Below are 26,343 nucleotides of genomic sequence, written 5' to 3' on the forward strand. Positions count from 1 at the left end.
GGCACGCGACCGAGGTTGACGCGCCACTCCAACACCCCTGGATTGCCTCGCTTCCACTCTCCTGTCCCGGACGCGGCGCAGCGCGTAGCGCTGCTCCGCAGAGCCGGGACCCAGAAAGCCACACAGCACTCTGCAGACACTTGGGCACCGGCTCTGCACGCACCGTTGCACCGGACGATGCTTCGCATCGCCGGGGTGACGCGGCGCTGCGTCCGGGGCGCAAACGCTGAATCAGCCGCGGCCCGGAGGGGCGGAGCGAGTGTGACCCACCTCGCAGAGCGCCCTGACCGGATTCAATATCCCCAGCGGGATCGTTGCATGAATCTGGTCCATTGCCGTGAAGAGCCATTTGCCCCTGCTGGATCCGCTGCGCTTCGGCGCCGCGCTCGGCGTTGCCATTTTTCACCAGATGTTCTGGTCCTGGGCCTGGGTTTCGATCGGCGTGCCGGGCTTCGAGCGCCACGTCGCCGCTGACGTCCTCTATCCGTCCGCGGCGCCCTATGCATGGTTCGGCTGGGTCGGCGTCGAGATCTTCTTCGTCATCTCCGGCTTCGTCATTGCAAATTCCGCGAGCCAAACCTCGCCGGGCGCGTTTCTTGTCGGCCGCGCGCTCAGGCTCTATCCGGCGGTCTGGGTTTGCGCCACCGCGACCTTCCTCGTCCTGCTTCTCTTCGGGAGCGGACCCGCATCCGAAACCATCCTGCCCTACATCCACGCCATGCTGATGGTGCCCAAGGGCGTCACGGGTCAATGGCTTGACGAGGTCTACTGGACGCTGGCGGCCGAGACCGCATTCTATGGTCTCGTGTTTTGCGCGATGCTGACGAAGAAGATCACCCTGCGGCATCTGGCCTTCGGCCTGACCATCTACAGCGCCATCTTCAACGCGGCCGCGCTCGCAGTGCTGTCATGCACGACGTCGTCCGACCTGCCCTACCTCGTCATTCTCATGTTTCGGGTGCCCTGCGCGGCGTTCCTGTTGACCCATGGCTGCTTCTTTGCGCTCGGGATCTGGCTGTTCATTTCCGCCAACAGAGAATTGACGGCGCTCGAGCAGATCGCCGTCGCCGCGACTTGTCTTGCAGGCGCCGCCGAGATTTATTTCTTCGCCTCTTTCCTTTTGACGTCGGTGCCCGCGATCGCGGATCAATCGGCCCTTGTGCCGGTCGCGGTCTGGGCAGCCGCGGTGCTGCTCATTGCTCTTGCCGCAAAGTGCAACAGGCAGTCCGCGGACATCGCCCCTGTTGAAGCACCCGCTTATTTGAGAACGCTTGGGCTGATCACCTATCCGCTCTATCTCACCCACAACGTGATCGGCGCTGCGATCATTCGTGCGCTGGTCGATTCCGGTCTCGATGCCACCTCGGCGCTATGGATCGCGCTGGGCCTGCTCGTCCTGGTCTGCTGGTTCATTTGCGTCAAGATCGAGCCAGCCGTCAGGTCCGCGCTGATGCAAGCCCTCTCGCACTTCGGAAAGCTGCCGCGGAGACAACCGGCGTCGCGCCGTCCCGCGCTGTCCCGGGGACTGCGCCTGCCGGTTCCGGTCAAAGTGAAGGTCGCGACGTCCCAGCCCTGACGAGCGTCTGCTTTCCCGCAACGTCCCCACGAATCCAGCCGAATCCCACTCCCAAACTTTCATCGCTTGTTGAAAAGTGCTTGTTTCGTGCGGCGAGCTTCCCATAGTGGAAGCGCAAGGGGCCAGGAGAGCCCCCGAGGAAGAGATCCCGTGAGCAAATTGCCGTTCCGGCGGATCATCGATGCGCCGGACTTCTGGCGTTTGTGGTGGGTTGGCCTGATCATCGCCACCGTACGCTGGGTGGAAACCGTCGCGGTCGGCATTGTCGTCTACCAGCGCACCGAGTCGGCGTTTCTCGTCGCAATGATGACCATGCTCCGCCTGCTTCCGATGGGGTTGTTCGGGGTGTTTCTCGGCGCGCTCGCGGAACGGCTGGATCGCAGCCGAATGCTCGTCGTCGTGGTGCTGCTGATGGCCGCCACCTCGGCCGTCCTCGCCATTCTGGACAAGACCGGACAGCTCGAGATCTGGCATCTCGCGTTCGCCAGTTTCATCAACGGCTGCGGCTGGTGCACCGACAACCCGGTGCGACGCGTGATGATCGGCGAGGTCGTCGGCCGCGAGAAGATGAGCCTAGCGATGTCGCTGGACGTCGGCGCCAACAATGCAAGCCGGATGGTCGGCCCCGTGATCGGCGGGATCCTGCTCGCCGGAGCGGGTCTTGAGGGCGTCCTGATCCTGAGCACGCTGATGTATTGCGCGGCGCTGTGGGCCGTTCTGACGGTTCGCGCGCGTGCCGCTCACGCTGCGGAGCCCGGGCCGGTGCTGGCGCGCATCGCCGCGGGTCTCGCTTTGGCGCGCAGCGACAAACGAATCCGCGGCGTGCTGATCGTGACGGTGATTTACAATGTCTTTGCCTGGCCGTTCACCAGCATGATCCCGGTCATCGGGCGCGACCGTCTGCATCTGGGCCCGGAGGGCGTTGGCCTATTGGCGACCATGGACGGGATCGGCGCTTTCGTGGGAGCGCTCGTGCTGGCGCTGTGGCTCACGCCAAGATGGTACGGCCGGGCCTTTGTTGGCGGCGTCCTCTGCTACATGCTCACGGTCGTGATTTTCGCGCTGGCACAAAACCCGGTGCTGGCTGGCGCGGCATTGCTCCTGACCGGCGTCGGTGGCGCCGGCTTTGGAACGATGCAGGCCACGCTGGTCTATCTTGCTTCGCCGCCTGAGATGCGCTCGCGCATACTCGGCGTCCTCACCGTCTGCATCGGCATCGGTCCGATCGGCTTTCTCTGGCTGGGCTGGCTCGCCGACCGCATCGGGTCCCACAGCGCCACCGCCCTGACAGGCACGCTCGGTTTGCTGGCCATGGCGACGACGTGGCGCTGGTGGAAGGAGATTTGAAGATCGCAGGATCAAAGCTGGTGCTGCGCCGCCAGCAGATCTCGTACGACAAGCCCGAGCTCGATTGCGACCATAACAGCCGCTCTCGATTACGGAGGCACACCCATGATGTGGCAAGCTCGCCCTATCATTTCGAGGTGCTCGGGCCTGTAAATTCTAGCGAACTTGTGAGCGATTGTAGATGCTCGCAGAGCCGGCCTCGCTTCCATCAAGCGTGCACCGAACATCCGCGCTTCTTCAATCCGTCCAGACATCGCCTGGCATGCCGCCAGAATAAATTGTGCGTTGAGATAGTTGGGCCGGTTCAGCACAGCCAACTTGGCCCATAATGACCCTTCCTCGTATCGACCTATCAAGAAGTGAGCGGAGGCTATTCCGGTCTGCATGAAAAAAAGGAACGGATCCATCGGGCTTAAACGTTCCCCGGCATAGAATTCCCTGAGACCCGCATCTATGTCGCCCCGGCGTATGTGTTCCCAGCCAACGGTATACCGTGCGATAGCCAGATTTGGGTTGAGTTCGAGCGCTCGCGAGACGAGGGCCGCGCCATCGTCCAGCTCGTATAATACGGCGGCCATAGCCTGGCCGGCCCTGACGAGTACAGTTGGATCGTCCCCACCAAGCTCAATCGCTCGCCTTGCTAGCCGCCGGGTGTCGTTCAGATCCTGATCCGCATCAGTTGTCCAACCAAAGATCTTTCGTTGCACATAGCAATAGGCGCCCAGGGCGTATGCCGCGGCCAATCCAGGATCAATCTCGACCGCATGCCGAGTGAGGCTGAGAGCTTCAATGTTTTGTTCGCGGGTGAATTGATAGAAGCTTGAAAGCGCACGAAGATAGTAATCGTAGGCGTGAAGGTTTTCGGTTGGCTTGCGTTGCGCGCGCTCAATCTCGGCTCGCTCCAATTGAGGGAAGAGTGCGCCAAGCACGCTACTCGTCACTTGATCCTGCAGATCGAAGATGTCGCTGAGTTGGCTGTCGAAGCGGTCGGCCCAAAGATTGGCGCCTGTCGTGGCCTCAATCAACTGCCCGGAAATTCGAACCCGGTCGCCAAATTTGCGCACACTGCCTTCGAGTACATACCTAACCCCTAGCTCGCCCCCGACCTGCCTGATGTCGATCGCCTTGCCTTTGTACGTAAAAGTCGATTGTCGGGCGATGACGAACAGCGATTTGGACCGCGAAAGGCCGGTGATGATGTCCTCGACCATTCCGTCGGCGAAATACTCCTGCTCCGGATCCGAGCTCAGATTGGTGAATGGAAGGACGGCGAGCGACGGCTTGTCGGGAAGCTGGAGGCATTTTTGGGCGCCGTCCTTTGGCTGTCAGCTACTGCCATGGAAGCGCCGTGAGTTTCCTGCACCGTACCAATGAAGCGATAGCCCTTCCTCGGCAGCGTCTTGATCAGACGCTGGTCCTCCCCGGAATCTCCGATTGCGGATCGAGCGGCATTCAGCCGGGTTGTCAGCGCGGCTTCCGATACGCACCGCCCCTTCCAAATGGCAGCAATGAGCTCGTCTTTGCTAACGACTCGCTCGCGGTTGCGGATTAGATAGTCGAGCAAGTCAAAGGCTTGAGGCGTAAGGGCGACGACGCTTGAATCGCGGTATAGCTCGCGTCGGCCGGTATCCAGTTCGTACTCTTCGAAGAGATAGCGCAAGACGCGAAATCCCTCTAGGCGTCGTCCGGCTACGCCCGGAAACTGGAGAATAAGCCGCACGCAAGGAAAATGTAAGCCGCACACCAAGCGTGCTAGACCTGATTTTGACAGCTTGCCTGAATGGAAACAAGGCACCCGAGGATGAGCCGCGGTTCAGGAAGCAAATCGGTTGATGTCCCAAATGGGTCAGAAGCAGTCGATCACGCCCCAACAGCGCGGCGTCCGCTGTGGTTTCCTAAGCTGATCACGATCACACGCCCCCCACGCCGTCCGCAGCACCGTGCCGGTGGCTGCGACGGGCGGCTCAGCGCGAACGTCACTTGCACGATGCCGGCGGTAAGTCCGAGCGCCACGCCGATGCGCCAGGCCATGGTGCGGGAGCCGAGCGCGTCGTAGAGCGCCCGGCTTGCTAGTGCCTCGCGATGAAAGCAAGCACAGCCTCGTCATAAGCGTGAGAAGCTTCTCCTGGAACCGTGTGAGATGATCCGGGAATTATGATCCGGGTTCGTTGAGGCAGGCATCGTTCCAGTTCGTCCACGATGCGATGGAAGAATTCCGGGCTGCGCTCACCATTCGTCACAAGCGTCGGCGCCGAAATGCGCTTTGCCATATCGCACGTGAACACCGGACGCGGGCGGGTCGTTGTCGCATCCGCAACGGCCGACAACGCGTTATCCGACATCATCTTGCGCTCGCTCTCGGAACGCCGATCGTAGGTGCCGGGGCCCCCAACCGCCTCTGCAAAGAGCCGCAGCCCTGCATCGATATCATCCTTCTGGAACGCCGCCCGCGCTTGAGAAAACCTGGCCCCCCATTGCTTCAAGATATCGGCACCGCCGGGCGCCGCGGCGAGCAACGCTGCGGCAGGAGGCTCGTTGATGATGAGCGTTCGCACCATCTCCGGGTGGTTCGCGGCGAAGAACAGCGCGGCATGTGCCCCGGAGGAGTGCGCGACAATGTGCGCGCGCTTCACGCCAAGCTCGGTTAGCATGGCGGCCAAATCCGCCCCATGGACATCTGCTGCGCCGTCAGGCAGGCCGTCCTTGCTCGTTGCATTCGGAAAATGATTCTGCCGGCTATAGACGATGACCCGGTGGTTCTTGGCGAGCACCTCAAGATGCTGAAGCCAGAAACGGTAATCCTGAAGTCCGCCGTGCACCAAAACGGCGGGATCGCCTTGTCCGGCTTCGACATAGGCGAATTGCGTGCCATTGACACTGACCTGCTTGACGTCAGCCCCCAAAGCCGGCGCCAGATGCAAGGGACAGAGAATGAGGCCGAGTAACAGGGCTTTGATTGCGAAGTGCATGTTACCTCCTGGATCTCAAGGCAGACCAGAATATCCCTGCAGTGTCGGCCCCGCATGTTGCTTTGCACCAAACAGCAAACCGTGGGCTTAGCGGACCTACTCAGTACAACTGATCTATGCGGCTTCCGAAGGCCTTCGCCTTCCGGCGAGGCCATGCGGGCCCTGGAAATCAGCGATGGACGAGCGTTGCCTCCGCAGGTGCCGCTTCATTCGACCGCAGAAATACAAAACGAGATCCAACGAACATCTCGACGTCGGCGCGACCATCCTGGCCAATGAGAATGAGTCCTGCTCCGCCATTGGCCACGGTCAGAATGACGGGCTGGCCCTTCCATGTCTTGATCGGGTCCATTCCGATGATGAGAAATTCACCGATCGGCTGATCCAGATATTGAAGCCTCAATTGCGGAGCAATCTCTGCTGGCGCAAGCCCAAAACCCAGCTGTTGGGCACGCGCATGTATTTGCCCGAGCGACACCATCTCGGTCTGAAAACCGAGTTCGGCCGCCGAAACCGTGACAAGCTCCAAGTCAGTTTTCGTGGCGCTGAGGGTAAAAGCTGGTCGGGCCATGATTTCACCGGCCAAGTCTCCGACACCGCACCCTCGCGCATTCAACGCGTTACGAAGAGCGACCGAATCTGGAAACGTCCCGACCGTCGTCTTCCTCCACACCGGAACATCGGCAGCGGATCCAGTGACAATCTGCGGCTTGCGAACTCCGGCAGCCTCCTTGAGCACCGGGCGAACCTGCAGAACATCTCTCGCCGTGCATTGAGCTCCGGCTTCGCTCGCGAAGACCAGGATGCACGCGTTGCAGAACATCAGAATGACGAGAGCGCCGGCGTGCCATCCCCTCGCGTGGTGCGGCGTTGCAAGTCCTCGCTTCGAGGCAACGTAGTCGATCTCACCGCGCGTGATGCCGATATCGGCGAGCTCCCTTTCGGTCAGGCGGCACAATTGAGTTCGCGACGTCTCGCGTTTGCGCCACTCCTGAAATGCATCCCAGTATGTTTCGATAGGACTGTAGACCTGTCGCTTTACGGATTCCCGTGCAGTGGTTTGGTGGATTGAGCTCATTGTGGCGCCTCCGGCTCGGCCAATGTCTCCGGCCGCTATCTGGACGCGCGTCGACGTGCGGCGCCCCATCCGTTTTGGGGGGCTTCCCGAATATTTTTGGGTCGGCTGCCTACGAGAGCGCGGAGGACATTGGCGCCAATGGCCCTCCACAGCACTCGGGAGCCGCCCGGTCGCCCCGCTCCGGGGGCCTAGATGATGTCAGGGATCGTTCGCGCAGCCCGGCGGCCGAAGTCCATTCAGCAACGCCACGACGTCAGATTGCCGGCTATAGCCAATTTTACCCAGTACAATTTTAACGTGCCAACGCACGGTATTCGTGGATGTGCCGCTCTCCGTTGCTATGGCCTTGACCGTATGGCCGGCGGCGAGGCCGCGCGCGATGCGAGCTTCGGTGGGGGTCAAGTCAAAAAGGGATCGTATCAGGTCGACCGACGGAGCCTCCGGCCTGGTCACGGGCGTCAGCATCAACATGGCTGCGCATCGGGAAAAGGTGTCACGCGCCGAACCGCGAATGGGCACGACGTGCGCAATCATCGTGGAGCCGACGTCGCGGACGGGAAATGAGCGCACACTGGGGGCATCATCACGATCCACGGTCGCTATGGCGTCGCGCAACAGTGCGTCGGCGCGCACGTCCTTCAACGCAATGCGGTCTTTCGCTCGCCACGAGATGAAGCCACTCAAAGCTTCGATCAACGCATTTGCAGCCAGGATTTTCCCGTTGTCCGAGAACACGAGCGCAGGAATGCCGAGCAGAGCGAGTGCCTGGGTCGCGGCCCGGGCGCGTTCCAACTGCATGCGGGCCGCAACCAACGAGGCCCTGGCCAAATGAGAGTGCACCTCGTTGAGGCGTTCAAGCACAGCGGGCGACGCCGATCCTTGATCGTATGCTCGCTCCAACGCGATCACCATGTCATCACCCGTCGGCAGCGCGATCGCAGTCGCCGAGGCCCACCCCATACCGCGGGGATACAACATGTCCCTGTAGGCCGGATCGTTGCGCATCTCCTCGGGAGTATAGAGAATGCTGTCCGGTATGAAGCCAGTCTGTTTCGCGCGCAGCAGGCGGTTGAAACGCTCCGATCGCGGAACCCATCCGCTCTCCATCAATGGCCGCAAATCATCTCTCGCCTGCTGGCTCGAAGCAGACCATCGGATGACGCTTCCGTTCGAGATACATAACCAGCCGGCCAGCGCGCCGTCGATCTGCACCAATTCCGCGAGAATCTCCGGCCAAAGCTCCGGTACAAAGGCGCATTCGTAGATTCGGTCGACGAGGCGGGACATCGCAATACCCTCCTCGCGCATGCTAACGCAGGTCAGGTTGTGCGGCCAGCCGGCCTGCAACTCGGCCCTCTCGGTTTATTTCGGAATCGAGACAGGCACCTGCTCGGAGCACGATCGCCGTCTGGTGGCTCCCAGCGTAGGTGGACGCAGTTCGCCACTCATCCATCTCAGCACGACTGCCGAGTCGAGAGGATCAACCTCGGATTCGAACGACGAGCCGACGTTTCCCGCCTGCCTGCACCAGCCGGGCAATTCGATGCCGACGCGCTTGTGGTACTCCAAGCAGCGCTTCAATCGCTGCGACTGCTTCAGGATACGCATGGGTGGGTACCGCTTTGGGGCGTTCCGGTCGCTCGCGAGAGGTCGTCGTCGCCTGCGAAACTACAGATCGACTTTCGGTCGGAACGCCCTCCTCGCGCTATTGTCCAAAGGGGAAATGGGCCGGCCGAAGAATTTGAGCTAAATCAACGGTACCGCGCTGCTACCCGGCAGGCTGGCCACCGCAGACGCGAGGATGCCCCCATGTCTGATACAAGCAAGCTCTCGCCTGAGAAGGCTCTGGAAAAGATCCGCAAGGAGACGCCCAAATCAAAGGGCGAACGACGCGACGAAAAAATCGAGGCGCTCGACGCAGAAATCAAGAGGATGAGAGCGCAACGACTTCGGCTCGAGCGGCAATCGCCCAAACGCAGTTGAACCGCCGCCCCGGCGCGAAAGCCGATGCGCGAGGCCGGTGCCCCCCAGCGGCCCGAGTTGCTCCCTCACTCCCCAGCCGAAGCGCGTCGTGTCAATTGTCCGCGCACCGGCCACACGGGAAGCCGCTGGCCTTGGGGAAGCCAGCGGCTTTGGATGTGGGCACTTCGCGCAGTGGGTGCTACGCAATCTCTTATTGTAGGCCAGTGCGCGGTGAGTGCTTGATCCAGATCAAACCAGACCGGCCCGCCCAATATTTTATGCCGTCGTTGGAGGCCCAACCGGCTTGGTCGAAGGGATGCGCTAGAGGTGCAGGTTGCCTGCCCTTCCCGCAGCGGAGCGGACGAATGTGGGTCCTGATGTATGTCTTCTCCTACTCGGTTAGCCCTGCCGCTACGAGCGACCGCGCGGAATGGAGGCTGCTCCCTACCGTCGTGTTTCAGGAGTTCTCGAACGAAGAACGGTGCCGGAAGGCCAAGGCAACGCTCGAAGCCAGCTTGAGCGAGGCGGGAGCCAAGCTGAGAAGTGGCCTGGAGGACTTAAAGAGCATAGGAAAAGCAGATCCAACGCACGTCATCATTGCCTATAGCGTGGATTGCCTTCCGAAATAGGACAGCATTACGCAATGCACGTTGGGACAATACCGGTGCCAATCAGCGTGCACCACACTCTCACAGGAGGGGCATCGTGGCAGACAAAACGAGCTTTACAAAGGAAGAGTGGACGCTGTTGCTTGAGAGCCCAATGATGGCCGGCATGGCTGTCACCGCGGCCGATCCGAGTGGTCTTTGGGGTCTCCTGAAGGAATCATTTGCCAGCGGAAACGCGCTCGCGAAAGCCATTGCCGACCCGGGTGCCAATCCCCTGGTGAAGGCAGTCGCGACCGACTTTTCAACCAGCGAGGCTCGAAGTGCTGCACGCGATGGCCTCAAGGCGAAGTTCGCCAATAGCCAGGTTGCAGACATCAAGTCTCGATCGATCGAAGCTCTGCGCCGGGTTTCCGCGATCTTGGAAGCGAAGGCGCCGGGCGACGCTCCAGCTTTCAGGAGCTGGCTGCGTCAGATCAGCCAAACGACTGCTGAAGCAGCCAGCGAGGGTGGCCTGCTCGGCTTTGGCGGCGTTCAGGTGAGCGACGCCGAGAAAGCGACCTTGACCGAAATTTCCGGCGCCCTCGGGGTTTGATGAGGCCTTGGGGCGACCTGGGCCTGAGAGTGCGAAACACATCATATGAAGGAGGAGAAAATGAGCCGTGGAATGCCCTCGATGACTGCCCTCCTCGGGATGCTTGCCATTGCCGGTTACCAGAATCGGGACAAGCTCGCAGAAATGTTCAACCAGGCTGCGGGGTCGCTTTCCAAGGCTCCAAGCGGCGGTCAGTCACAACCGCAGGGCGATATGCTGAGTAGCTTGAACAGCATGCTGGGCGGTGCAGGAGTCGGAGGCCTGCTTGGTGGCGGTCTCAATGAATTGCTCGAACAATTCACGAAGAATGGTCAAGGAGAGGCCGCCGAATCATGGGTCGGTCCCGGCCCCAACAAGGAATTGGCGCCGCCTCAGCTCAAGCAAGCGATTGGTCAGGATGTTCTGGCGACACTCGTGCAGAAGACCGGACTTTCGCAGGAAGAGCTTCTCGCTCGACTTTCGCGAGAACTGCCAACCGCCATCGACAAGTACACGCCGGACGGCCGTCTACCGCCGCGCGACGCTTGAACTGATCGGGAACAAGAAAAGCCGTAGCTCAGGTTGGGCCGGCACCGGCTCGATCAGGCCGTAAACATGTTGCGCAACCGACGACACGATTGTCTCGAGCGCGGCCGGGCTTGGCTATTGCTCGCAGATCGCCTTCACGATGGCGTAGCAGCGAGACCCCCTCCGTCCAGTTCCGGCAAAGTTCAGACGCGGAGCGGAGTTGACGGAGGGAGACTGCGACCTCTCATCGAGAACACGAAGTTTGGGAACATAGTCATAAGCCGATCAACGATTGAGCTCGGCGGCAACACATCGGCGTCGTCCGACGCGGCGGCGAGAACGGAAGTTGATCTCGCGATGGACAAATGGCGTCGCGAAAGCTGCGAGTGGGGCAGCAGCGTGGGCAACAGTTCGAGCTCCGTAGCCGAATGCGTTGCCGAGCTTAGCTGGAAGTGAACCCCGGAGCACCCGTGGCGGGCGCTACGCCGACATAGAGCTTGTACGCGCTCGCGCGTTGCGGAATGTTTGTATCCGGTTTGGCAGCGACATCGACAACGTCAGGTCATACCCATGAAGAGCGATCCTCTCCGGCAAGATGCCCGCCTGCAAGCGGAAGTTTCGGCACAAGGGACGGATACAAATTCCAAGTTGCTGCGGCGCTGGTGTACCCGAATTGCCGGCGAGCTAAGGCAGGCGTTACCGCCGACGATATTCTTCTTCGTCGGTTTCAACCTCATAGTTCTGACGACGAACCTCCTCGTCGCCAGCTATGCCGTCGCCGTCAGCAGCTTTATGCTTGCCACGGTGGCGGCGCTTGTCGTCGGCAAAGCCGTGATCACTGCGAACTCGATGCCCTTCCTCAAGATCTTCGACCGGGCCCCTCTCATCCAACCGATCCTGTTCAAGACGGCCGTCTATTGGGTCGCGACGGTCATTACGCGGCTAGCCGAGCGATTCATGCATTTCTCGGTCATTGACGGGAATTGGCCGGGTGATTTTCCGACCCATCTGATTTCGGACTTCTCCTGGCAGCGCTTCACCGCAATTTCGCTCTGGATACTTGTGCTCTTTCTGATCTACACGACGGTGTCGGAGTTCAGCAATCTCTTCGGCTCGCCGGAAATGTGGCGGCTGTTCTTCACATACAGACCATCTGAGTTGCAATTGAACAGGCGGCAACGCGCTCGGGAGTTGATGCGCTTGCACCGGCTCGCGGACGAACATGATCTGGCCGAATTTCGCGATCCCGATAGCCCTGCGCATCACGCTCTTGTTGAGGTCATTGAGCGTCTCGCGCGAACGCCGCAGTTCGGCCGTGACGAGATAGCGCTCAGCCAAAGTGGGCGAACACGTCAGCAGTCTTGACCACGGTGCGACCGGGCGCCCGGCCAAGGTTGATGCAGATCAATAGTTGCCGCGAGCCGTCGTGCCTTTCTGGCCGCTGAGGTCGTCTGGCTCAATTTCCGAAGGGACGCAGATATGCGCACGCGTCCAAGGGATCTGGCAACCGAGTTGGCTGATCTGGAGCCGCAAGTCGTCGCGCTTCCCTTGGACGCCGCCCGCCGCAAAGCCTGCGAGATAATCACCAGCCTTGCAGGAATGGTTTGATTTCGATCCTCGAGAACTGGCGGCAACTTCCCGACGGTCATTGCCATTAGGGCGCTCTCACCAGCCATCAACGACCCAACGACTGCGGTCCAGGCAATCGATCAGATCGAAGACATGCTGCGCCGACTGATCCGAAAGGACCTGGATACGGCGCACATAAGAGACTCACGGGGTGAGTTGCGGGTCATCCTGTTGTTGCCGTCGTGGGAAGACTACCTGTCGCTCGCCTTCGATGAGATTCGGCAATTTGGAGGGAATTCGATTCAGGTGGTCCGTCGATTGCGGTCGGCGCTCTCGGGGCTGGCTGACATCTCGCCGACTGCCGCCCGTACCGGCGCAACGCGTCGCTATCTCTCGAGCAACTCGATCTGGGTATCGATCATTCGCAGTTTGATACCGAAGACAAATAGAAAGCCATGCAAGAAGACCGGCAGGGACTTGGATTGTCACGCCGGCTTGATCCTGGCAGCAATCAAACCACTGCGGTGTGAGGCGGGCCAAGCTTACCTTCGGGTCGCCACTCATCCACCGGCCGATACGCCTGCGAGGTCGCACGTTCCTACCGAGGTTGCTTTTCGGCCGACCCGACCGGGCTGCTGCACCGGCAATTGGCGAATGTTCCTTTGGGGTTAGAAGCAGCCGATCACTACCCAGCACCGCGGCGTCCGCTGCAACTTCCCTAAGCTGCTCACGATCACACGCCCCGCCTACGCCGTCCGCAGCACGGGCGGCTGCGACGGCCGGATCAGCGCGAACGCCACCTGCACGATCCCGCCGGCAAGGCCCAGCGCCACGCCGATGCGCCAGGCCATGGTGTAGGAGCCGAGCGCATCGTACAGCACCCCTCCTCCGTACGCGCCGAGGAAGCTGCCGATCTGGTGGCTCATGAAGGCGAGGCCCTGGATCATCGCCTGCCAGCGCAGGCCGAACATCTCGGCGACGGCGCCTGCGACCAGCGGGCCGACGCCCATCCAGAGGAAGCCCATGATGGCGCCGAACAGCAGCGTCGAGAACGGCGTCGCCGGCAGCATGAAATACCAGGCGAGCGCGAGCGAGCGCAGGATGTAGATGCCGCCGAGGAGCGCCAGCTTGTTCCAGCGCTGGCCGGCCCAGCCGAAGAACAGCGAGCCGAGCACGTTGAAGCCGCCGATCATGCCGAGCGTCTGCGCGCTGAGCATCGGATCGAGGCCGCAGATCGCGAGGTAAGACGGCAGATGCGTGGTAAGGAACACCAGCTGCATGCCGCAGACGAGATAGGCGCAGGTCATCACCACGAAGGAGGCATTGCCGAACGCGGCCTTCGCCGCGGTCGCAGCCGTGGCATCGTCGATCTCGTCGGCGGCCGGCTTGGGCAACGGGACCTGGTCGATGCGCCCCGCATACCACGCGGCCGGGATCATCAGCACCGACATGATGACGAAGCCGGCGAGACCAACGCGCCAGCCGAAGCCCTCGTTGAGCATCTGCCCGATCGGCGCCGAGAGGAGCGCGCCGAGGGAGCCTGCGCCGGAGACGATGCCGAGCACGGTCGAGCGCACCGTTTCGGGCACTGCGCGCGCCGCCACCGACATCGCGATCGCCGCCGCGGTGCAGGCCAGCGACGTGCCGATCAGCACCCCGCCGCCGATCATCACGCTGATCAGACCATTGGCTGTCGCCATCAGAGCGAGGCCCGCGATGTACATCAGCGAGCCCACGATCATGATGGGACGGAAGCCATAGCGCACCGTCATCGCGCCGGCGAGCGGCTGGAGAAAGCCCCAGGCTAGGTTCTGGACCGCCAGCGCCAGTGTGAAATCCGACACCGAGATGTGGATGCCATGCGTCAACGGCTGCATGAAGATGCCCAGGCTCTGCCGCAGCCCCATGCTCAAGGTCAGCATGATCGAGGCGCCGATCAGGATGGGCAAGGTCGGACGCAGGACCTGCAACAGGGGCATGTTTTTCTCCCTCGTCGGCGCGGCGCGCGCACCGGCGTCTGCAATGCTCGATGATTTTGGTTACACAGACCTGTGCACTTAGGCTATGAAAGGTGTACGCTGTCAAGCGAACAGGACGTTTGCCGCCGCATGGCTCCCCCGCCCAAACCACAGACGATGAAGGAGCGGATCCTCGAGACCGCCGACAAGCTGTTCTATCTGCAGGGCATTCGCGCCATCGGCGTCGACACCATCGCAGCCGAGATCGGCATCTCCAAGCGCACGCTCTACAACCACTTCCCGTCCAAGGACGCGCTGATCGCGGCCTATCTCGAGCGCCGCTTCGTATCTCAGCGCCCCTCGGACAAGCCGCCGGCGGAGCAGATTCTCGCCACCTTCGATTCGCTGGAGCGGCGGTTTGCGGCCAGGGATTTCCGCGGCTGCCCGTTCGTGAACGCGGTCGCCGAGCTCGGGCCTGCCGACCGCGCGGTGAAGAAGATCGCCATCGCCTTCAAGGAAAGCCGGCGCGTGTGGTTTCGCGACCGGCTGACCGAGCTCGGCGTTGCGGATGCGGAGGCGCTTGCGACGCAGCTCGTGCTGCTGGTCGACGGCTCGATCGCACAGGACCTCGTGCGCGACGATCCCGCGATGGCAAGGGCCGCGAAGGAAGCGGCAAAGGTGCTGCTGCGGAATGCGGGGGTGGATGTGGAGGATAATGGGGCGCCGATCGTGAAACGAGGCAAACCCGCGCCATAATAACCACTGTCGTCCCGGACAAGCGCAGCGAAGCGGAGCGCAGATCCAGGACCCATAACCACAGGGAGACGTTTGGCGAAGACTTGTGGTTAGCTGCTCGCGCCACAACCCCGCCCTGGGGTTATGGGTCCCGGCCTCCGCCGGGACGACATCGCATGTGAGGCGACACTGTCCGCCATACGCAAAACCAACGACAGCAGAATGCCAGTGTTTTGCCCGACGTGTCAAACGGACCTGACGTCAACGTCAGCCGTTGCGTTGACCCGCGTAAGCCATTGATCCGGCTCGCGCCGTCTACTGTGCATGGGGTTGTTTCGCGACTTATGTGTCGCAGCAGCCTCACGCCGCCTGCGACACCACGCGATTGCGGCCGTCGTGCTTGGCACGATACAGCGCGGTGTCGGCACGCTTGAGAACGTCGGCAACCGCCTCGCCCTTCTGCTCCAGCGTGGTCAGCCCGATCGAGATCGTGACCTCGATGCGCTTCGCCCCTTTGTGGATCGCAAAGGGCTCGCCCGCGATCGAGCGGCGCAGGCGCTCGGCGACCATGCCGGCGACGTGCAGATCGGTCTCCGGCATCACGATGACGAACTCCTCGCCGCCATAGCGGCAGGCCAGATCAATGCCCCGGATCGACTTGCGCACGCGCACCGCGAACTCGCGCAGCACGTCGTCGCCGGCGTCGTGACCGTAATTGTCGTTGATCGACTTGAAGTAGTCGATGTCCAGGATCATCAGCGCCAGCGGCTTGCCGCGCGTTGCGGCCTGCTCGGCGAGCGTTGCCAGATGGCTCTCCATGTAGCGGCGATTGTGCAGGCCGGTCAGCGCGTCGGTGATCGCCATCTCGATCGAGTTCTGCACATTGTCGCGCAGATGATCGGTGTAGCGGCGGCGGCGGATCTGGGTGCGGGCACGCGCCAGGAGCTCGGTCTTGTCGATGGGACGCAAGAGATAGTCGTTGACGCCGATCTCGAGGCCGCGCAGCAGCCGCGTCGAATTCTCGGGGTCGGCGATCGCCAGGATCGGCACATGGCGCGTGCGCTCCAGCGAGCGCGCCTGGCTGCAGAGCCGCAGGCCGTCGAAATTGTTGAGGTCGAGCGAGACGATCAGGAGGTCGTAATTGCCCTCGGCGGCGTGAAACAGCGCCTCCGTCGGGTTCGGCTCGACGTCGATGGTGTGCTCGGCGGCGAGGATCGTCGCCAGCCGCTCATAGGAGGACTCGCGGTCGTCGACCAGCAGGATGCGGCCGCCCTTGCCCGTGTCGGCCACCGCGCTGCGCTCGGGCGCCTGCATGCCGATCTCGAGCGAAGTGATGGCGCGCATGCGCAGCTCGTCGGTCATCATCTTCAGCCGCGTCAGCGAGCGCACGCGCGCGATCAGCACGACGTCGGAGACGGGCTTGGTCAGGAAATCGTCGGCGCCGGCTTCCAGCCCGCGGTTGCGGTCGGACGGGCTGTCGAGCGCGGTGACCATCACGACCGGGATGTGGTGCGTCGCCGGATCGGTCTTGAGACGGCGGCAGACCTCGAAGCCGTCCATGTCAGGCATCATCACGTCGAGCAGGATGATGTCGCATTCGGCGCGCCGGCTGATTGCCAGCGCCTCGGTGCCGTTCGCGGCGGTCATCACGTCGAAATATTCGGCGGACAGGCGGGCTTCGAGGAGTTTGACGTTGGCGGGAACGTCATCGACAACCAGGATACGCGCGGACACTGTGAACTCACTTCCTATCCGATAAAACGCCGGACCGTCTCAATGAACTTGCCGACCGAGATCGGCTTGGACAAATAAGCCTCGCAGCCGCCCTCGCGGATGCGCTCTTCGTCGCCCTTCATCGCGAACGCCGTGACCGCGACGACGGGAATGGCACGCAGCTCCGGATCGTCCTTGATCCAGCGCGTCACCTCGAGCCCCGAGACCTGCGGCAGCTGGATGTCCATCAGCACGAGGTCGGGCCGCATCTTGCGCACGAGGTCGAGCGCCTCGTAGCCGTTGCTGGTGCCCGAGGTCTGGTAACCGTGCGCCTCCAACAGGTCGCGGAAGAGCTTCATGTTGAGCTCGTTGTCTTCCACGATCAGGACGGTCTTAGCCATCCCGCCCTCCTGATTGGTCCGCAGACCGATACATGTGACGCCTCAGACGCCGCTTGCCGGCGTTTCGAAAACTGGATTCAAACTAGCCGCAGATTCGCTTGAGTTTCGTTAAACCCGAGGGCCGACTTTCTGCGTGGTTTCCAGTTGCTTGTCGGGGGTCGCAAGACTCAAGGCGAAGACTCGGGCATGATGATTCCAAAGTAGACACTGAAAGTTAACGGAAAGGCAAACCGGCTCCGTGAAAAAGCCTGTTCACAACCCCCGCGAAGTCGCTGAAATCGTTGCGATTCAGGCCCTCTCCTTCGTCGCCGGCGAGCCCGAGCGGCTGGGCCTGTTCCTGGCCGAGACAGGGGTCGGTCCGGAGACCCTGCGCAATGCCGCCTCCGACCCGAATTTCCTCCTCAGCGTGCTCGATTTCGTGCTGCGCGATGACGACACCGTGAAGGCCTTTGCCAAGGCCGCGGAACTGCATCCGACCAACGTTGCCGCAGCGCGGCAGGTCCTGGGCGACGCGCTCGGCGACCCCTCCTGGGAGCGCGACGTGCCGTGACCAGTCTGGAGGCGGACGGGCCCCGCTGCTTCTGCCGGGATTGTCTGGCCGATCTGGATATGGGGGTACGGCGCTGTTCCGCATGCGGCTCCCCGCGCCTGGTCCGCCACCGCGCGCTGTCGGGCCTGACCATTGCCCATATCGACTGCGACGCCTTCTACGCGACGGTCGAGAAGCGCGACAACCCTGAGATCGCCGACAAGCCCGTCATCATCGGCGGGGGCAAGCGCGGTGTGGTGTCGGCCGCGTGCTACATTGCCCGCACCTATGGCGTGCGCTCGGCCATGCCGATGTTCAAGGCGTTGGACGCCTGCCCGCATGCGACCGTGATCCCCCCCGACATGGCAAAGTACGTCCGGGTCGGCCGCGAGGTGCGCCAGGCCATGCAGGCGCTGACGCCGCTGGTCGAGCCGCTCTCGATCGACGAGGCCTTCCTCGACCTCTCCGGCACCGAGCGGGTCCACGGCATGATCCCCGCAAAGGTGCTGGCGCGCTTTGCCCGCAACGTCGAGCGCGACATCGGCATCACCGTCTCGGTCGGCCTGTCCTGCAACAAGTTTCTGGCCAAGATTGCCTCCGACCTCGACAAGCCGCGCGGCTTTGCCGCGCTCGACCAGGACGAAGCGCTGACGATGCTGGCTTCGAGGCCGGTCGGCTTCATCTTCGGCGTCGGCCCCGCTACGCAGGACCGCCTCGTGCAGCGCGGCTTCCGCGTCATCGCCGACCTGCAGAAGGCCGACGAGATCGAGATGATGCGCCAGTTTCCGAGCGAAGGCCGCAGGCTGTGGCGGCTCGCGCGCGGCATCGACGACCGCCGCGTCGAGCCCGACCGAGGCGCCAAGACGATTTCCAGCGAAACCACCTTCGAGACCGACATCCGCGACTTCGCGACGCTGGAGAAGATATTGTGGCGGCTGTGCGAGAAGACGTCGTCGCGCCTCAAGAGCAGCGAACTCGCCGGTTGCACCGTCACGCTGAAGCTGAAGACCGCCGATTTCCGCCAGCGCACGCGTTCGCAATCGATTGCCGCGCCGACGCAGCTCGCCGCAAAGATCTTCTCGATCTGTCGCGAGATGCTGGCGAAAGAGATCGACGGCACCGCCTTCCGCCTGATGGGCGCCGGCGTCAGCGCGCTGCGCGACGGTTCAGCCTCCGACGACACCGACATGCTGGACCGCCGCGCGGCCCATGCCGAGCGCGCGGTGGACAGCCTGCGCAAGAAATTCGGCAGCGCTGCCGTGATCCGCGGCATCGCCTATGACGGACCGAAGGCGCACGAGTGATCCCTGCTCAACTCAGTCGCGTTCGAAGATCCGTGCACCCGGATAGGCGCGCCTGGCATACTGAACGACCAACTGCCGATCCTGGGTATCCAGAAACGGCGTTCGGATCTGACAAGACCCGACGATGAGGTGCCACAGGCCGTTGAGCTTTCGAATGACGACGTTCATTTGAGCTTCCTCGCAGTGACCCGAGTGGACTCAAATTGTAAGAATCTCCCGCCGTCGCTCAATTGTACCAGCGTAAGACCAGCTCATGAGAAGGATTAGGGGAGATATACAAAGGTATGTTGGCTGACACTACAACGGCCTCTGGCGCCCATTGCGTCGCCAGAGTTCAAACGGTCCTGCCCGCCCAGGGGACGGCGCGGTGACGAGCGAACGCGACCTCGACGCGCTGTTGAGGAACATGAAGCCGGACATGCTGGACGGCACCTTCGTGTTTTACACGCTTGCGCCGAGCGCCAGCATTCCAGCCATCATCAGCCCGGTGCTGACATTCCGCGAACGCGAAGGAACGACACTGGTGGTGCTGCACGAGGAGGCCGAGCGCGCGGGACTGTGCTACGCCTTTCCCTCGCGCCTGATCACCCTGACGGTCCACTCCGCGCTCGATGCGGTGGGCTTTCTGGCGGCAATCACGACGCGTTTGGCCGAAGCCGGCATCAGCGTGAACGCGGTTTCGGCCTTCTATCACGATCACCTGTTTGTGCCCGCGGACAGGGCCGACGAGGCGATGGAGATTCTGCAAGATATGGCCAAAGCGAGGCCCTCGTAGCGACGCTCCTGGTCGCCCGGATCATCGGCTCCAGGATCAAAATCTCAATCCGCGACCGCGATCGCCTCGATCTCGATCAACCATTCCGGCGCGGCGAGTGCGGAGACGCCGACCAGCGTGGAAGCCGGCGGCTCCATGCCTTCGAAGAAGGCAGAGCGGGCCTTGCCGATGATCGGGCGCAGCTCCGGTTTGTAGTTCACCACGAAGGTCGTGATCTTGACGATGTTGGAATAGCTCGCGCCCGCCGCTTTCAGCGCATGGCCGAGATTCTGCATCACCTGCGTCGTCTGCGCGGCGATATCGCCCTCGCCGACGATCCGTCCCTCTTCGTCCGTCGATACCTGCCCGGAGATGTAGATGGTGCGCGCGCCTGTAGCCGTGACGACGTGGGAATAAGCGGGATTGTGATGCAGTCCGCTGGGGCGGAGATGGTCGAGCTTGGGCATGTTGCGTGCCTCCCGGATGTCAGTGGTTGGGAGGGAGCGTAGCTGGAGAGCGAGCGGAGAGCCAGTCCCGTCATTGCGAGGCGCGAAGCGACGAAGCAATCCAGACTGTCCACCACGGCAAAAGTCTGGATTGCTTCGCTCTCCGAGTTGCGGCGAACAAGCCGCTTGCAATGACGGAGGAGATTGGCAGAACAACTTTCGCTGTCATTCCGGGGCGGTCCGCAGGCCGAACCCGGAATCTCGAGCTTCCGGGTTCTCGCTTCGCGAGCCCGGGAATGACGGCTGAAGCTCAATTACAGGGCTTGCTATCCTTGACGTCGAACTTGCCCATCGCGCCGGAGATCACGAAATCGTTGTAATCGAGCACGAGCTGGCGCGAGACGCCGTTTTCGTAGAGCTCGAACGCCATCGCGTAGACCGGCGTCTGCTCGCCGTCCTTCTTCTGTGCGTCGCGATCGAAATAGCTGACGGTGACCGGCCAGCGCTTGAGCGACTTCATGTGCTCGTCCGAGGTCGACGGATCGGACGCGGTGGCACGGTCGGCGGGAATCGGCTGGCCGATCACGGTCAGCGTGTTGTAGACCTTCTGGCCGTCGTCGGAGCCGTCATAGACGGAGAGCTCGAGCAGCGACTTGCCGTCTTTGGCCGCCGCGATGATGCGCTGGATCTGCTCGGTCGGGAACACGATCTTGCCGTCGAGCGTGAACGTCTTCGGCGCCGGCAGCTTCAACTTGACGTTGATGTGGTCGCCGTCTCGCTCGGCCGAGCCGTCGACGCGGCCGGCATCGGTCTCGTTCATGCGCGTCTCGATCTTGAAGCGGTAGCTCTTGCCGGCGGCGTCCTCCCAGGAGTTGGAGCGGAGGTCGCTGAGCGTGACCTTGCCCTCGCCGCTGTCGAGCTCGGAGACCTGGCGGAATTCTGAGGTATAGCCCTCGCAGGCGCTCCCGGCGAAATTGTAGAGGATGCGACCGCGGGCGCTGTTGACCGAGTTGGAGCGCGATTTCACGAGGCTGAGGTCATAGAGCGCCTGGTGCGCCAGAAACGGACCGTTGGCGGCCTGGACCCCGCCGCCGAGGCCGACACTGGCCGCCGCGAGCGCCATCACACCGAGCGAAGTCCGGAAAAGGTGCACCATGTCTGGTCCTTGAGAGGCATCCCTGGGGAGAGCGCAGATTCGACATTTTAATGACCGTTCCATTGCGTCGCAACTGAGGCCGTTTCACGTAAATGTGCCTCTTCGCATTGAACCTCCCGGCCTGCCCTGGCTTGCGCGCCCGCTTCCTTGCATGTGGCTGCACAATGGGCGAAACAGGCGCGCCCGGCGGCAAAACCCGAGATCGCCCGGGCGGATCAATTTCGGGACAATGAGGTCGGACATGGCTGGCACGGTCGAGCAGAAACTGGTGGAACAGGGCATCAAGCTGCATGAGGCCCCCACTCCCGTGGCCAACTACGTGCCGTTCGTGCGCACCGGTAATTTGCTGTTCGTCTCCGGCCAGGTCTGCTTCGATCCCGCCGGCAAGCTGATCGCCAAGGGCAAGCTGGGCGCCGGCGTCTCGATCGAAGACGGCGCGGCGGCCGCCCGCGGCTGCGCGGTGAACCTGCTGGCCCAGGTCAAGGCGGCGCTCGGCGATCTCGACAAGGTCGTGCGCGTGGTCCGCCTCGGCGGCTTCATCAACTCTGCTCCAGACTTCCTGGACGGGCCGAAGGTGCTCAATGGCGCCTCCGACCTGATGGTCGCGGCCTTCGGTGACAAGGGCCGCCATGCCCGCACCACCGTCGGGGTCGCCTCGCTGCCGGCCGATGCCGCGGTCGAGGTCGACGGCGTGTTCGAGGTCGCCTGACGCGGATGCGCGCTCCGGATTGGCTGACAGCCCGGCCGGTCGCCCATCGCGGCCTGCATGACAATTCGCGCGGCATCGTCGAGAACATGCCGGGCGCGGTGCAGGCTGCGATCGCAGGCAATTTCTCGATCGAGGTCGATATCCAGCTCTCGTCCGACGGCGAGGCCATGGTGCACCACGACCATGCCCTCGGCCGCGTCACCGAGGCCACCGGCGAGGTGATCGACAAGACTGCGGCCGAGCTGAAAGCCGTCAGGTTCAAGGACACGGACGAGCGGATGATGTCGCTGTCCGACCTCTGCGCCCTGGTCGCCGGCCGGGTGCCGCTGGTGATCGAGGTAAAGAGCCATTTTGGCGGCGACCGCAAGCTGGTGAAGCGGATGGCCGAGGTGCTGGCGTCCTATGTCGGACCTGCCGTCGGCATGTCCTTCGACCCCGACCAGGTGCTGGCGCTGCGCGAATTGCTGCCCTCCCTTCCGCGCGGCATCGTCGCGCAGAGGACCTATGAGGACGAGTACTGGGCCAAGCTGACCCAGGCGCAGCGCGACAGCATGCTGTACCTCCGCCACGGCTTGCAGACCCAGCCGCACTTCGTCGCCTTCAAGGTCGACCACCTGCCGGCCCCCGCCCCCTGGATCGCCCGCAACGTCTTCGGCTGCGCCCTGCTCGGCTGGACTGTGCGCACGGGCGAGCAGCGGACGCGGGTCGGGCAGTATGCGGATCAGATGATCTTCGAGGGGTTCGTGCCGTAGGGCCCAACTGCTTCTCCATCGTAATTGCGAGCGGAGCGAAGCAATTCAGGATCCCTCCGCGGAGACGGTCTGGATTGCTTCGTCGCAAGGGCTCCTCGCAATGACGGCGGTGGTGGCCGCTCGACCTTCGTTCCCGCCCCTTGAAGTCGCTGCTGCAATGCACGATCTTGGACGCGATGGCATCATCCGAAATTACGCTCAAGGCCGTACCATCCGTTGGCGAGGTATCGCCGGAGGATTGGGACGCCTGCGCCAATCCCGGCAGGGCCTGCAATGGGCATGGCGAAGGAACCTCATCCCTTCGTCCAGGCGATTCCCTTGGCCTCTTAAAACCCGCTTATAACCCGTTCGTCTCGCACGCATTTCTCTCCGCCGTGGAGAAATCGGGTTCGGCGACGATCCGTACCGGCTGGGGACCGCGTCACCTCGTGGCCAAGGCCGATGGCCGCGTCGCCGGTGTCGTGCCCTGCTATCTGAAATCACACAGCCAGGGCGAATATGTCTTCGACCGCGGCTGGGCGGATGCCTATGAGCGTGCCGGCGGGCGCTACTATCCCAAGCTCCAGGTCTCCGTTCCCTTCACGCCGGCGACCGGACCCCGGCTGCTGGTCCGCGACGGCGTCGAGCGCGAGCGCATCACCGAGGCGCTGGCGAGCGGGCTGGTGGCGCTGTGCGGGGTCAGCAAGGCCTCCTCGGTGCACGTCACCTTCGCGCGCGAGGCGGAGTGGAAGCTGCTCGCCGAGCACGGCTTCCTTCAGCGCACCGACCAGCAGTTCCACTGGCACAACGACGGCTTTGCGAATTTCGACGACTTCCTGGCGACGCTGAATTCGCGCCACCGCAAGTCGATCAAGCGCGAGCGGCGCGATGCGCTCGCCGCCGGCATCACCATCCACTGGCTCACGGGCAAGGACATCACCGAGGACGCCTGGGATGCCTTCTTCGCGTTCTACATGGAAACCGGCTCGCGCAAATGGGGCCGGCCATACCTCACGCGCGAGTTCTTCTCGCTGATCGGCGAGACGATGAGCGAGGACGTACTGCTGGTGATGGCCCGCCGCAACGATCGCTGGATCGCGGGCGCGATCAACTTCATCGGCTCGGACACGCTGTTCGGCCGCAACTGGGGCGCGGTCGAGCATCACCCGTTCCTGCATTTCGAGGTCTGCTACTATCAGGCGATCGATTTCGCGATCAAACGCGGCCTGACGCATGTTGAGGCGGGCGCGCAAGGCGAGCACAAGATCGCCCGTGGCTACCTGCCGCGCACCACCCATTCCGCCCACTTCATCGCCGATCCCGGCCTGCGCCGCGCCATCGACGATTATCTCAAGCGCGAGCGCGCCTATGTCGCCGAAGCCGGACGGGAGCTCGCCGAGCTCGGCCCGTTCCGCAAAGGCATCGACGAGGCGCCTTGACGCCTCGCGATTGCTGGTGACAGTAAGCGCAAAATTCCAAAAAGCCCGCCGAGGAGCCGTCATGACCGCCTACGACACCAACAACATCTTCGCAAAGATCCTGCGCGGCGAGCTGCCCTGCCACAAGGTGTACGAGGATGAGCACGTCTTCGCCTTCCTCGACATCATGCCGCGCGTGCCAGGCCATACGCTGGTGATCCCGAAGGCCCCTGCCCGCAACATCCTCGACATCAAGCCGGACGATTACGCCCATGTCGCCCGCGGCGCGCACAAGATCGCGGCGTCCGCGATGAAGGCGTTCGACGCCGACGGCATCACCGTGCAGCAGTTCAACGAGCCCGCCGGCGGACAGGTGGTGTTTCATCTGCATATGCACGTGATGCCACGCCACGACGGCGTCGCCATGCTGCCGCCGGCCAGCCGCAAGGAAGAGACCAAGGTGCTGGAAGAGCACGCGGCCAAGCTGATCGCGGCGTTGAAGGCGGGCTAGGTCTCTCCACCTGTCATTCCGGGGCGACGCGAAGCGTCGAGCCCGGAATGACGGACTACTCCGTCTGGAAATCCCCTGCCTGCGGTGCGGCCAACGGCGTGAACTCGCAGCGGTCGGGCTTGATGTCGATCAGCGGTGTGTTGTCGATGCAGTCGAGGCCGCGCACCAGGATCGCGTTGCCCTCGATCCCGACCAGCTTCACGATCGACGTGCCGATTGGATTGGGCCGCACCGGGGAGCGCAGCGAAAACGTGCCGCGGGTCTTCTCGTTGTTCTTCGGGCTTTGCAGGATGATGTCGCGGCGCGACTTGTCGAGCCAATAGAGCACTTCGAGATTGCTGTAGAAATCCACGCCCTTGATCGCCGGCACGAACGGCTCGAAGATCTCGAGCCGGCACACCGGGCCATCCTGACGCCCCTGCCGCGGCGTCTCCAGCCGCGACGCCCAGGGCGTGCGGATACGGCCGATGAAGACGAGGCCGGCATCTTGCGTCGCTGGCAGCTCGATGGCGAGTTCGCCCTCGCGGAGCTCCTGTTCGCGAACCATATGTCCTGTTCCCTAAAGCATGATCCGGAAAAGTGCAAAGCGGTTTTCCGGAAAGATCATGCGTAAACAACAACCTAAAGCGCAATGATGATTCATCCAAATCTCATCGCGCTTTAGCTGTTCGCCGGCGGTTTTAGCCCAACCACCACTTGCCGGCCAGCATGAAGACTTCGCCCGTGACCACACCCGCGAAGATCGAGCGGCGGGTCAGCAGGAAGACCACGAGGCCGGCGCCGACCGCGCAATAGCGCAGGACGTCAGGCACGCTCGCCAGCGCTCCGGGCGGCTCGACCACGATCTGGGCGATGACGCCGGCCAGGATCGCGGTTGCGACCGCCCGCACCCAGACCAGCAGCTCGGAGCCCTCGTCGATGCCACCGCCGAACCACAGGCCCAGCATGCGCCAGATCTGGTTGGGAACGACGCCGGCGACGAACAGCACGACGAGCGCCTGCCAGTCGCCGATCAGCTGCGCGTAGCTCATGCGCGCACCTCCCGCCACCAATGCACGCCATAGGCAATGGTGCCGGCTATGAGGCCGCTGACGAGGATGTCGAGGCCAGAGTTCATTTTCGCAGCCAGCGGATAGAGCAAGACGCCGAGCGCCAGCGCGACGACGTCGGCAGCCTCACGGCTATTGCGCGCGGTCGAGAACAGGAACGACAGCGGCGTCAGCATCAGGATCGCGGCCCCCAGCGTCCGTGTCAGATTGGCGGCGAGGAAAAAGCCCACCGTGTTGGCGATGAGGCATACCGAGACTAGACCGAAGCCAAGCCCGTTGACGAAGGCGATGCGCCGCTCGCGCGGCACCTGTGGCAGGAAGCGATGGCATTCGACCCACAGCGTCACGGCCGTGAGATGCGCCGCGAAAAACAGCTCACGCCGCTTGGTCGTCGGCGTACGCATCAGCGGCAGCACCGAGACCACCATGGGAAACAGCCGGATCGCGCTGACGGTGACTGCAATCGCCGACTGGATGATGGTGGCGCCCGAGCCGAGCGTGGTGATCAAGATGATCTGCGCCGGACCTGCCCAGACGAACAGCGTCGAACACAACGCCCAGAGCAGGCTGAAATGGGTGTCATGGGCCAGTGCGCCGATGCCGAGATAAGTCGCGAACAGGACGAGCGTGAGGATCGTCTGCGTGACCGAGCGCAGCCCCCAGGCAAACGCGCGCCAGGGACTTTGCCATTGAGGTGAATCGAGCGGGGGAAGCGCCACGG

General features: G+C 62.8%; 28 protein-coding genes and 1 pseudogene. 14 read left to right on the forward strand and 15 right to left on the reverse strand.

All coding sequences use genetic code 11. The annotated features are described in order from the left end of the window. Positions 1-337 precede the first annotated feature (337 nt). The gene (locus tag HAP40_RS22715; RefSeq protein WP_166815624.1) at positions 338-1,576 is read left to right on the forward strand and encodes an acyltransferase family protein; all 1,239 of its coding nucleotides are present in this window, start codon (positions 338-340) and stop codon (positions 1,574-1,576) included. A 150-nt stretch (positions 1,577-1,726) separates the two neighbouring features. Beyond that, positions 1,727-2,923, forward strand: coding sequence for an MFS transporter (locus HAP40_RS22720; RefSeq protein ID WP_166815623.1), 1,197 nt, complete (start codon positions 1,727-1,729; stop codon positions 2,921-2,923). Positions 2,924-3,012: 89 nt separating this feature from the next. On the opposite strand, the gene HAP40_RS22725 is transcribed toward HAP40_RS22720, so the two are convergent. The 6 genes and pseudogenes from HAP40_RS22725 to HAP40_RS22745 form a co-directional block, all read right to left on the reverse strand. Then, positions 3,013-4,134, reverse strand: coding sequence for a tetratricopeptide repeat protein (locus HAP40_RS22725; RefSeq protein ID WP_246741332.1), 1,122 nt, complete (start codon positions 4,132-4,134; stop codon positions 3,013-3,015). A 35-nt stretch (positions 4,135-4,169) separates the two neighbouring features. Continuing rightward, the gene (locus HAP40_RS22730; protein WP_246741331.1) at positions 4,170-4,583 is read right to left on the reverse strand and encodes a winged helix-turn-helix domain-containing protein; all 414 of its coding nucleotides are present in this window, start codon (positions 4,581-4,583) and stop codon (positions 4,170-4,172) included. Positions 4,584-4,847: 264 nt separating this feature from the next. After that, positions 4,848-4,984: pseudogene (locus HAP40_RS37360) on the reverse strand (MFS transporter); the annotation flags it as partial. 8 nt (positions 4,985-4,992) lie between these two features. Continuing rightward, the gene (locus tag HAP40_RS22735) at positions 4,993-5,892 is read right to left on the reverse strand and encodes an alpha/beta fold hydrolase (protein WP_166815622.1); all 900 of its coding nucleotides are present in this window, start codon (positions 5,890-5,892) and stop codon (positions 4,993-4,995) included. Positions 5,893-6,061: 169 nt separating this feature from the next. Continuing rightward, positions 6,062-6,970, reverse strand: coding sequence for a DUF1127 domain-containing protein (locus tag HAP40_RS22740; RefSeq protein WP_334270708.1), 909 nt, complete (start codon positions 6,968-6,970; stop codon positions 6,062-6,064). A gap of 198 nt (positions 6,971-7,168) precedes the next feature. Further along, a complete protein-coding gene (locus HAP40_RS22745; protein WP_166815621.1) occupies positions 7,169-8,257 on the reverse strand; it encodes a helix-turn-helix transcriptional regulator in 1,089 nt (362 codons plus the stop codon). Between the two features lie 1,380 nt (positions 8,258-9,637). Between HAP40_RS22745 and HAP40_RS22750 the strand changes: the two genes are divergently transcribed. From HAP40_RS22750 to HAP40_RS37365, 4 genes are all read left to right on the forward strand, one after another. After that, positions 9,638-10,132 (forward strand): hypothetical protein, encoded by a 495-nt coding sequence (locus tag HAP40_RS22750; RefSeq protein WP_166815619.1) that lies wholly within the window; start codon positions 9,638-9,640, stop codon positions 10,130-10,132. Between the two features lie 60 nt (positions 10,133-10,192). Continuing rightward, on the forward strand, positions 10,193-10,660 hold the full coding sequence (locus HAP40_RS22755; RefSeq protein ID WP_166819399.1) for a YidB family protein: 468 nt from the start codon (positions 10,193-10,195) through the stop codon (positions 10,658-10,660). A gap of 549 nt (positions 10,661-11,209) precedes the next feature. After that, positions 11,210-12,004 carry a hypothetical protein gene (locus HAP40_RS22760; RefSeq protein WP_166815618.1) on the forward strand — a complete coding sequence of 265 codons (795 nt, stop codon included), beginning with the start codon at positions 11,210-11,212 and terminating at the stop codon, positions 12,002-12,004. Between the two features lie 339 nt (positions 12,005-12,343). Further along, positions 12,344-12,880 (forward strand): DUF2254 family protein, encoded by a 537-nt coding sequence (locus HAP40_RS37365; protein WP_414645406.1) that lies wholly within the window; start codon positions 12,344-12,346, stop codon positions 12,878-12,880. Positions 12,881-12,954: 74 nt separating this feature from the next. On the opposite strand, the gene HAP40_RS22765 is transcribed toward HAP40_RS37365, so the two are convergent. Next, the gene (locus HAP40_RS22765; protein ID WP_166815617.1) at positions 12,955-14,187 is read right to left on the reverse strand and encodes an MFS transporter; all 1,233 of its coding nucleotides are present in this window, start codon (positions 14,185-14,187) and stop codon (positions 12,955-12,957) included. Positions 14,188-14,316: 129 nt separating this feature from the next. On the opposite strand from HAP40_RS22765, the gene HAP40_RS22770 reads away from it, so the two are divergent. Then, on the forward strand, positions 14,317-14,922 hold the full coding sequence (locus tag HAP40_RS22770; protein WP_166815616.1) for a TetR/AcrR family transcriptional regulator: 606 nt from the start codon (positions 14,317-14,319) through the stop codon (positions 14,920-14,922). A 339-nt stretch (positions 14,923-15,261) separates the two neighbouring features. Here HAP40_RS22770 and HAP40_RS22775 read toward each other — a convergent pair whose 3' ends face one another. Both HAP40_RS22775 and HAP40_RS22780 read right to left on the reverse strand, forming a co-directional pair. Next, the gene (locus tag HAP40_RS22775) at positions 15,262-16,635 is read right to left on the reverse strand and encodes a PleD family two-component system response regulator (RefSeq protein ID WP_166815615.1); all 1,374 of its coding nucleotides are present in this window, start codon (positions 16,633-16,635) and stop codon (positions 15,262-15,264) included. 14 nt (positions 16,636-16,649) lie between these two features. Continuing rightward, positions 16,650-17,015: a response regulator gene (locus tag HAP40_RS22780; protein WP_008566616.1), complete on the reverse strand. Its 366-nt coding sequence runs from the start codon at positions 17,013-17,015 to the stop codon at positions 16,650-16,652. A 238-nt stretch (positions 17,016-17,253) separates the two neighbouring features. Here HAP40_RS22780 and HAP40_RS22785 point away from each other — a divergent pair, with 238 nt between their 5' ends. Both HAP40_RS22785 and HAP40_RS22790 read left to right on the forward strand, forming a co-directional pair. Next, complete coding sequence (locus tag HAP40_RS22785) at positions 17,254-17,565, forward strand: DUF3572 domain-containing protein (protein WP_166815614.1); 312 nt, start codon at positions 17,254-17,256, stop codon at positions 17,563-17,565. A 59-nt stretch (positions 17,566-17,624) separates the two neighbouring features. Further along, positions 17,625-18,848, forward strand: coding sequence for a DNA polymerase IV (locus tag HAP40_RS22790; protein WP_414645407.1), 1,224 nt, complete (start codon positions 17,625-17,627; stop codon positions 18,846-18,848). Positions 18,849-18,860: 12 nt separating this feature from the next. Here HAP40_RS22790 and HAP40_RS22795 read toward each other — a convergent pair whose 3' ends face one another. Continuing rightward, positions 18,861-19,016 (reverse strand): hypothetical protein, encoded by a 156-nt coding sequence (locus HAP40_RS22795; protein WP_166815612.1) that lies wholly within the window; start codon positions 19,014-19,016, stop codon positions 18,861-18,863. A 199-nt stretch (positions 19,017-19,215) separates the two neighbouring features. On the opposite strand from HAP40_RS22795, the gene HAP40_RS22800 reads away from it, so the two are divergent. Continuing rightward, on the forward strand, positions 19,216-19,623 hold the full coding sequence (locus tag HAP40_RS22800; protein WP_166815611.1) for an ACT domain-containing protein: 408 nt from the start codon (positions 19,216-19,218) through the stop codon (positions 19,621-19,623). Positions 19,624-19,667: 44 nt separating this feature from the next. Here HAP40_RS22800 and HAP40_RS22805 read toward each other — a convergent pair whose 3' ends face one another. Both HAP40_RS22805 and HAP40_RS22810 read right to left on the reverse strand, forming a co-directional pair. Beyond that, positions 19,668-20,069 carry a RidA family protein gene (locus HAP40_RS22805; protein ID WP_028143958.1) on the reverse strand — a complete coding sequence of 134 codons (402 nt, stop codon included), beginning with the start codon at positions 20,067-20,069 and terminating at the stop codon, positions 19,668-19,670. 289 nt (positions 20,070-20,358) lie between these two features. Next, positions 20,359-21,204 carry a cell envelope integrity EipB family protein gene (locus HAP40_RS22810; protein WP_166815610.1) on the reverse strand — a complete coding sequence of 282 codons (846 nt, stop codon included), beginning with the start codon at positions 21,202-21,204 and terminating at the stop codon, positions 20,359-20,361. Between the two features lie 241 nt (positions 21,205-21,445). On the opposite strand from HAP40_RS22810, the gene HAP40_RS22815 reads away from it, so the two are divergent. From HAP40_RS22815 to HAP40_RS22830, 4 genes are all read left to right on the forward strand, one after another. Beyond that, a complete protein-coding gene (locus tag HAP40_RS22815) occupies positions 21,446-21,913 on the forward strand; it encodes a RidA family protein (RefSeq protein WP_166815609.1) in 468 nt (155 codons plus the stop codon). A 5-nt stretch (positions 21,914-21,918) separates the two neighbouring features. After that, positions 21,919-22,665, forward strand: a complete 747-nt coding sequence (locus HAP40_RS22820; protein WP_166815608.1) for a glycerophosphodiester phosphodiesterase — start codon at positions 21,919-21,921, stop codon at positions 22,663-22,665. 176 nt (positions 22,666-22,841) lie between these two features. Continuing rightward, positions 22,842-24,083 (forward strand): GNAT family N-acetyltransferase, encoded by a 1,242-nt coding sequence (locus tag HAP40_RS22825; RefSeq protein WP_166815607.1) that lies wholly within the window; start codon positions 22,842-22,844, stop codon positions 24,081-24,083. 61 nt (positions 24,084-24,144) lie between these two features. Further along, on the forward strand, positions 24,145-24,573 hold the full coding sequence (locus tag HAP40_RS22830; RefSeq protein ID WP_166815606.1) for an HIT family protein: 429 nt from the start codon (positions 24,145-24,147) through the stop codon (positions 24,571-24,573). A gap of 55 nt (positions 24,574-24,628) precedes the next feature. Here the strand turns inward: HAP40_RS22830 and tsaA are convergent, their stop codons facing one another. From tsaA to HAP40_RS22845, 3 genes are all read right to left on the reverse strand, one after another. Further along, entirely contained in the window at positions 24,629-25,120 is a 492-nt protein-coding gene (gene tsaA / locus HAP40_RS22835) for a tRNA (N6-threonylcarbamoyladenosine(37)-N6)-methyltransferase TrmO (RefSeq protein ID WP_166815605.1), read from the reverse strand. Between the two features lie 133 nt (positions 25,121-25,253). Beyond that, positions 25,254-25,604, reverse strand: coding sequence for an AzlD domain-containing protein (locus HAP40_RS22840; RefSeq protein ID WP_166815604.1), 351 nt, complete (start codon positions 25,602-25,604; stop codon positions 25,254-25,256). Further along, the gene (locus HAP40_RS22845) at positions 25,601-26,341 is read right to left on the reverse strand and encodes an AzlC family ABC transporter permease (RefSeq protein ID WP_166815603.1); all 741 of its coding nucleotides are present in this window, start codon (positions 26,339-26,341) and stop codon (positions 25,601-25,603) included. The genes HAP40_RS22840 and HAP40_RS22845 overlap by 4 nt, the downstream gene beginning before the upstream one ends. Positions 26,342-26,343 lie beyond the last annotated feature (2 nt).

This window comes from Bradyrhizobium sp. 1(2017), assembly GCF_011602485.2.
GTDB lineage: Bacteria > Pseudomonadota > Alphaproteobacteria > Rhizobiales > Xanthobacteraceae > Bradyrhizobium.

What these genes read in the sequence shown, in the direction of transcription:
- HAP40_RS22840 (WP_166815604.1), bottom strand. Translation starts at nt 25,604, where the DNA reads ATGAGCTACGCGCAGCTGATCGGCGACTGGCAGGCGCTCGTCGTGCTG.
- HAP40_RS22765 (WP_166815617.1), bottom strand. Translation starts at nt 14,187, where the DNA reads ATGCCCCTGTTGCAGGTCCTGCGTCCGACCTTGCCCATCCTGATCGGC.
- HAP40_RS22830 (WP_166815606.1), top strand. Translation starts at nt 24,145, where the DNA reads ATGACCGCCTACGACACCAACAACATCTTCGCAAAGATCCTGCGCGGC.
- HAP40_RS22820 (WP_166815608.1), top strand. Translation starts at nt 21,919, where the DNA reads ATGCGCGCTCCGGATTGGCTGACAGCCCGGCCGGTCGCCCATCGCGGC.
- HAP40_RS22725 (WP_246741332.1), bottom strand. Translation starts at nt 4,134, where the DNA reads ATGGTCGAGGACATCATCACCGGCCTTTCGCGGTCCAAATCGCTGTTC.
- tsaA (WP_166815605.1), bottom strand. Translation starts at nt 25,120, where the DNA reads ATGGTTCGCGAACAGGAGCTCCGCGAGGGCGAACTCGCCATCGAGCTG.
- HAP40_RS22805 (WP_028143958.1), bottom strand. Translation starts at nt 20,069, where the DNA reads ATGCCCAAGCTCGACCATCTCCGCCCCAGCGGACTGCATCACAATCCC.
- HAP40_RS22780 (WP_008566616.1), bottom strand. Translation starts at nt 17,015, where the DNA reads ATGGCTAAGACCGTCCTGATCGTGGAAGACAACGAGCTCAACATGAAG.
- HAP40_RS22745 (WP_166815621.1), bottom strand. Translation starts at nt 8,257, where the DNA reads ATGTCCCGCCTCGTCGACCGAATCTACGAATGCGCCTTTGTACCGGAG.
- HAP40_RS22760 (WP_166815618.1), top strand. Translation starts at nt 11,210, where the DNA reads ATGAAGAGCGATCCTCTCCGGCAAGATGCCCGCCTGCAAGCGGAAGTT.
- HAP40_RS22815 (WP_166815609.1), top strand. Translation starts at nt 21,446, where the DNA reads ATGGCTGGCACGGTCGAGCAGAAACTGGTGGAACAGGGCATCAAGCTG.
- HAP40_RS22810 (WP_166815610.1), bottom strand. Translation starts at nt 21,204, where the DNA reads ATGGTGCACCTTTTCCGGACTTCGCTCGGTGTGATGGCGCTCGCGGCG.
- HAP40_RS22755 (WP_166819399.1), top strand. Translation starts at nt 10,193, where the DNA reads ATGAGCCGTGGAATGCCCTCGATGACTGCCCTCCTCGGGATGCTTGCC.
- HAP40_RS22740 (WP_334270708.1), bottom strand. Translation starts at nt 6,970, where the DNA reads ATGAGCTCAATCCACCAAACCACTGCACGGGAATCCGTAAAGCGACAG.
- HAP40_RS22795 (WP_166815612.1), bottom strand. Translation starts at nt 19,016, where the DNA reads ATGAACGTCGTCATTCGAAAGCTCAACGGCCTGTGGCACCTCATCGTC.
- HAP40_RS22790 (WP_414645407.1), top strand. Translation starts at nt 17,625, where the DNA reads ATGGGGGTACGGCGCTGTTCCGCATGCGGCTCCCCGCGCCTGGTCCGC.
- HAP40_RS22770 (WP_166815616.1), top strand. Translation starts at nt 14,317, where the DNA reads ATGGCTCCCCCGCCCAAACCACAGACGATGAAGGAGCGGATCCTCGAG.
- HAP40_RS22735 (WP_166815622.1), bottom strand. Translation starts at nt 5,892, where the DNA reads ATGCACTTCGCAATCAAAGCCCTGTTACTCGGCCTCATTCTCTGTCCC.
- HAP40_RS22825 (WP_166815607.1), top strand. Translation starts at nt 22,842, where the DNA reads ATGGCATCATCCGAAATTACGCTCAAGGCCGTACCATCCGTTGGCGAG.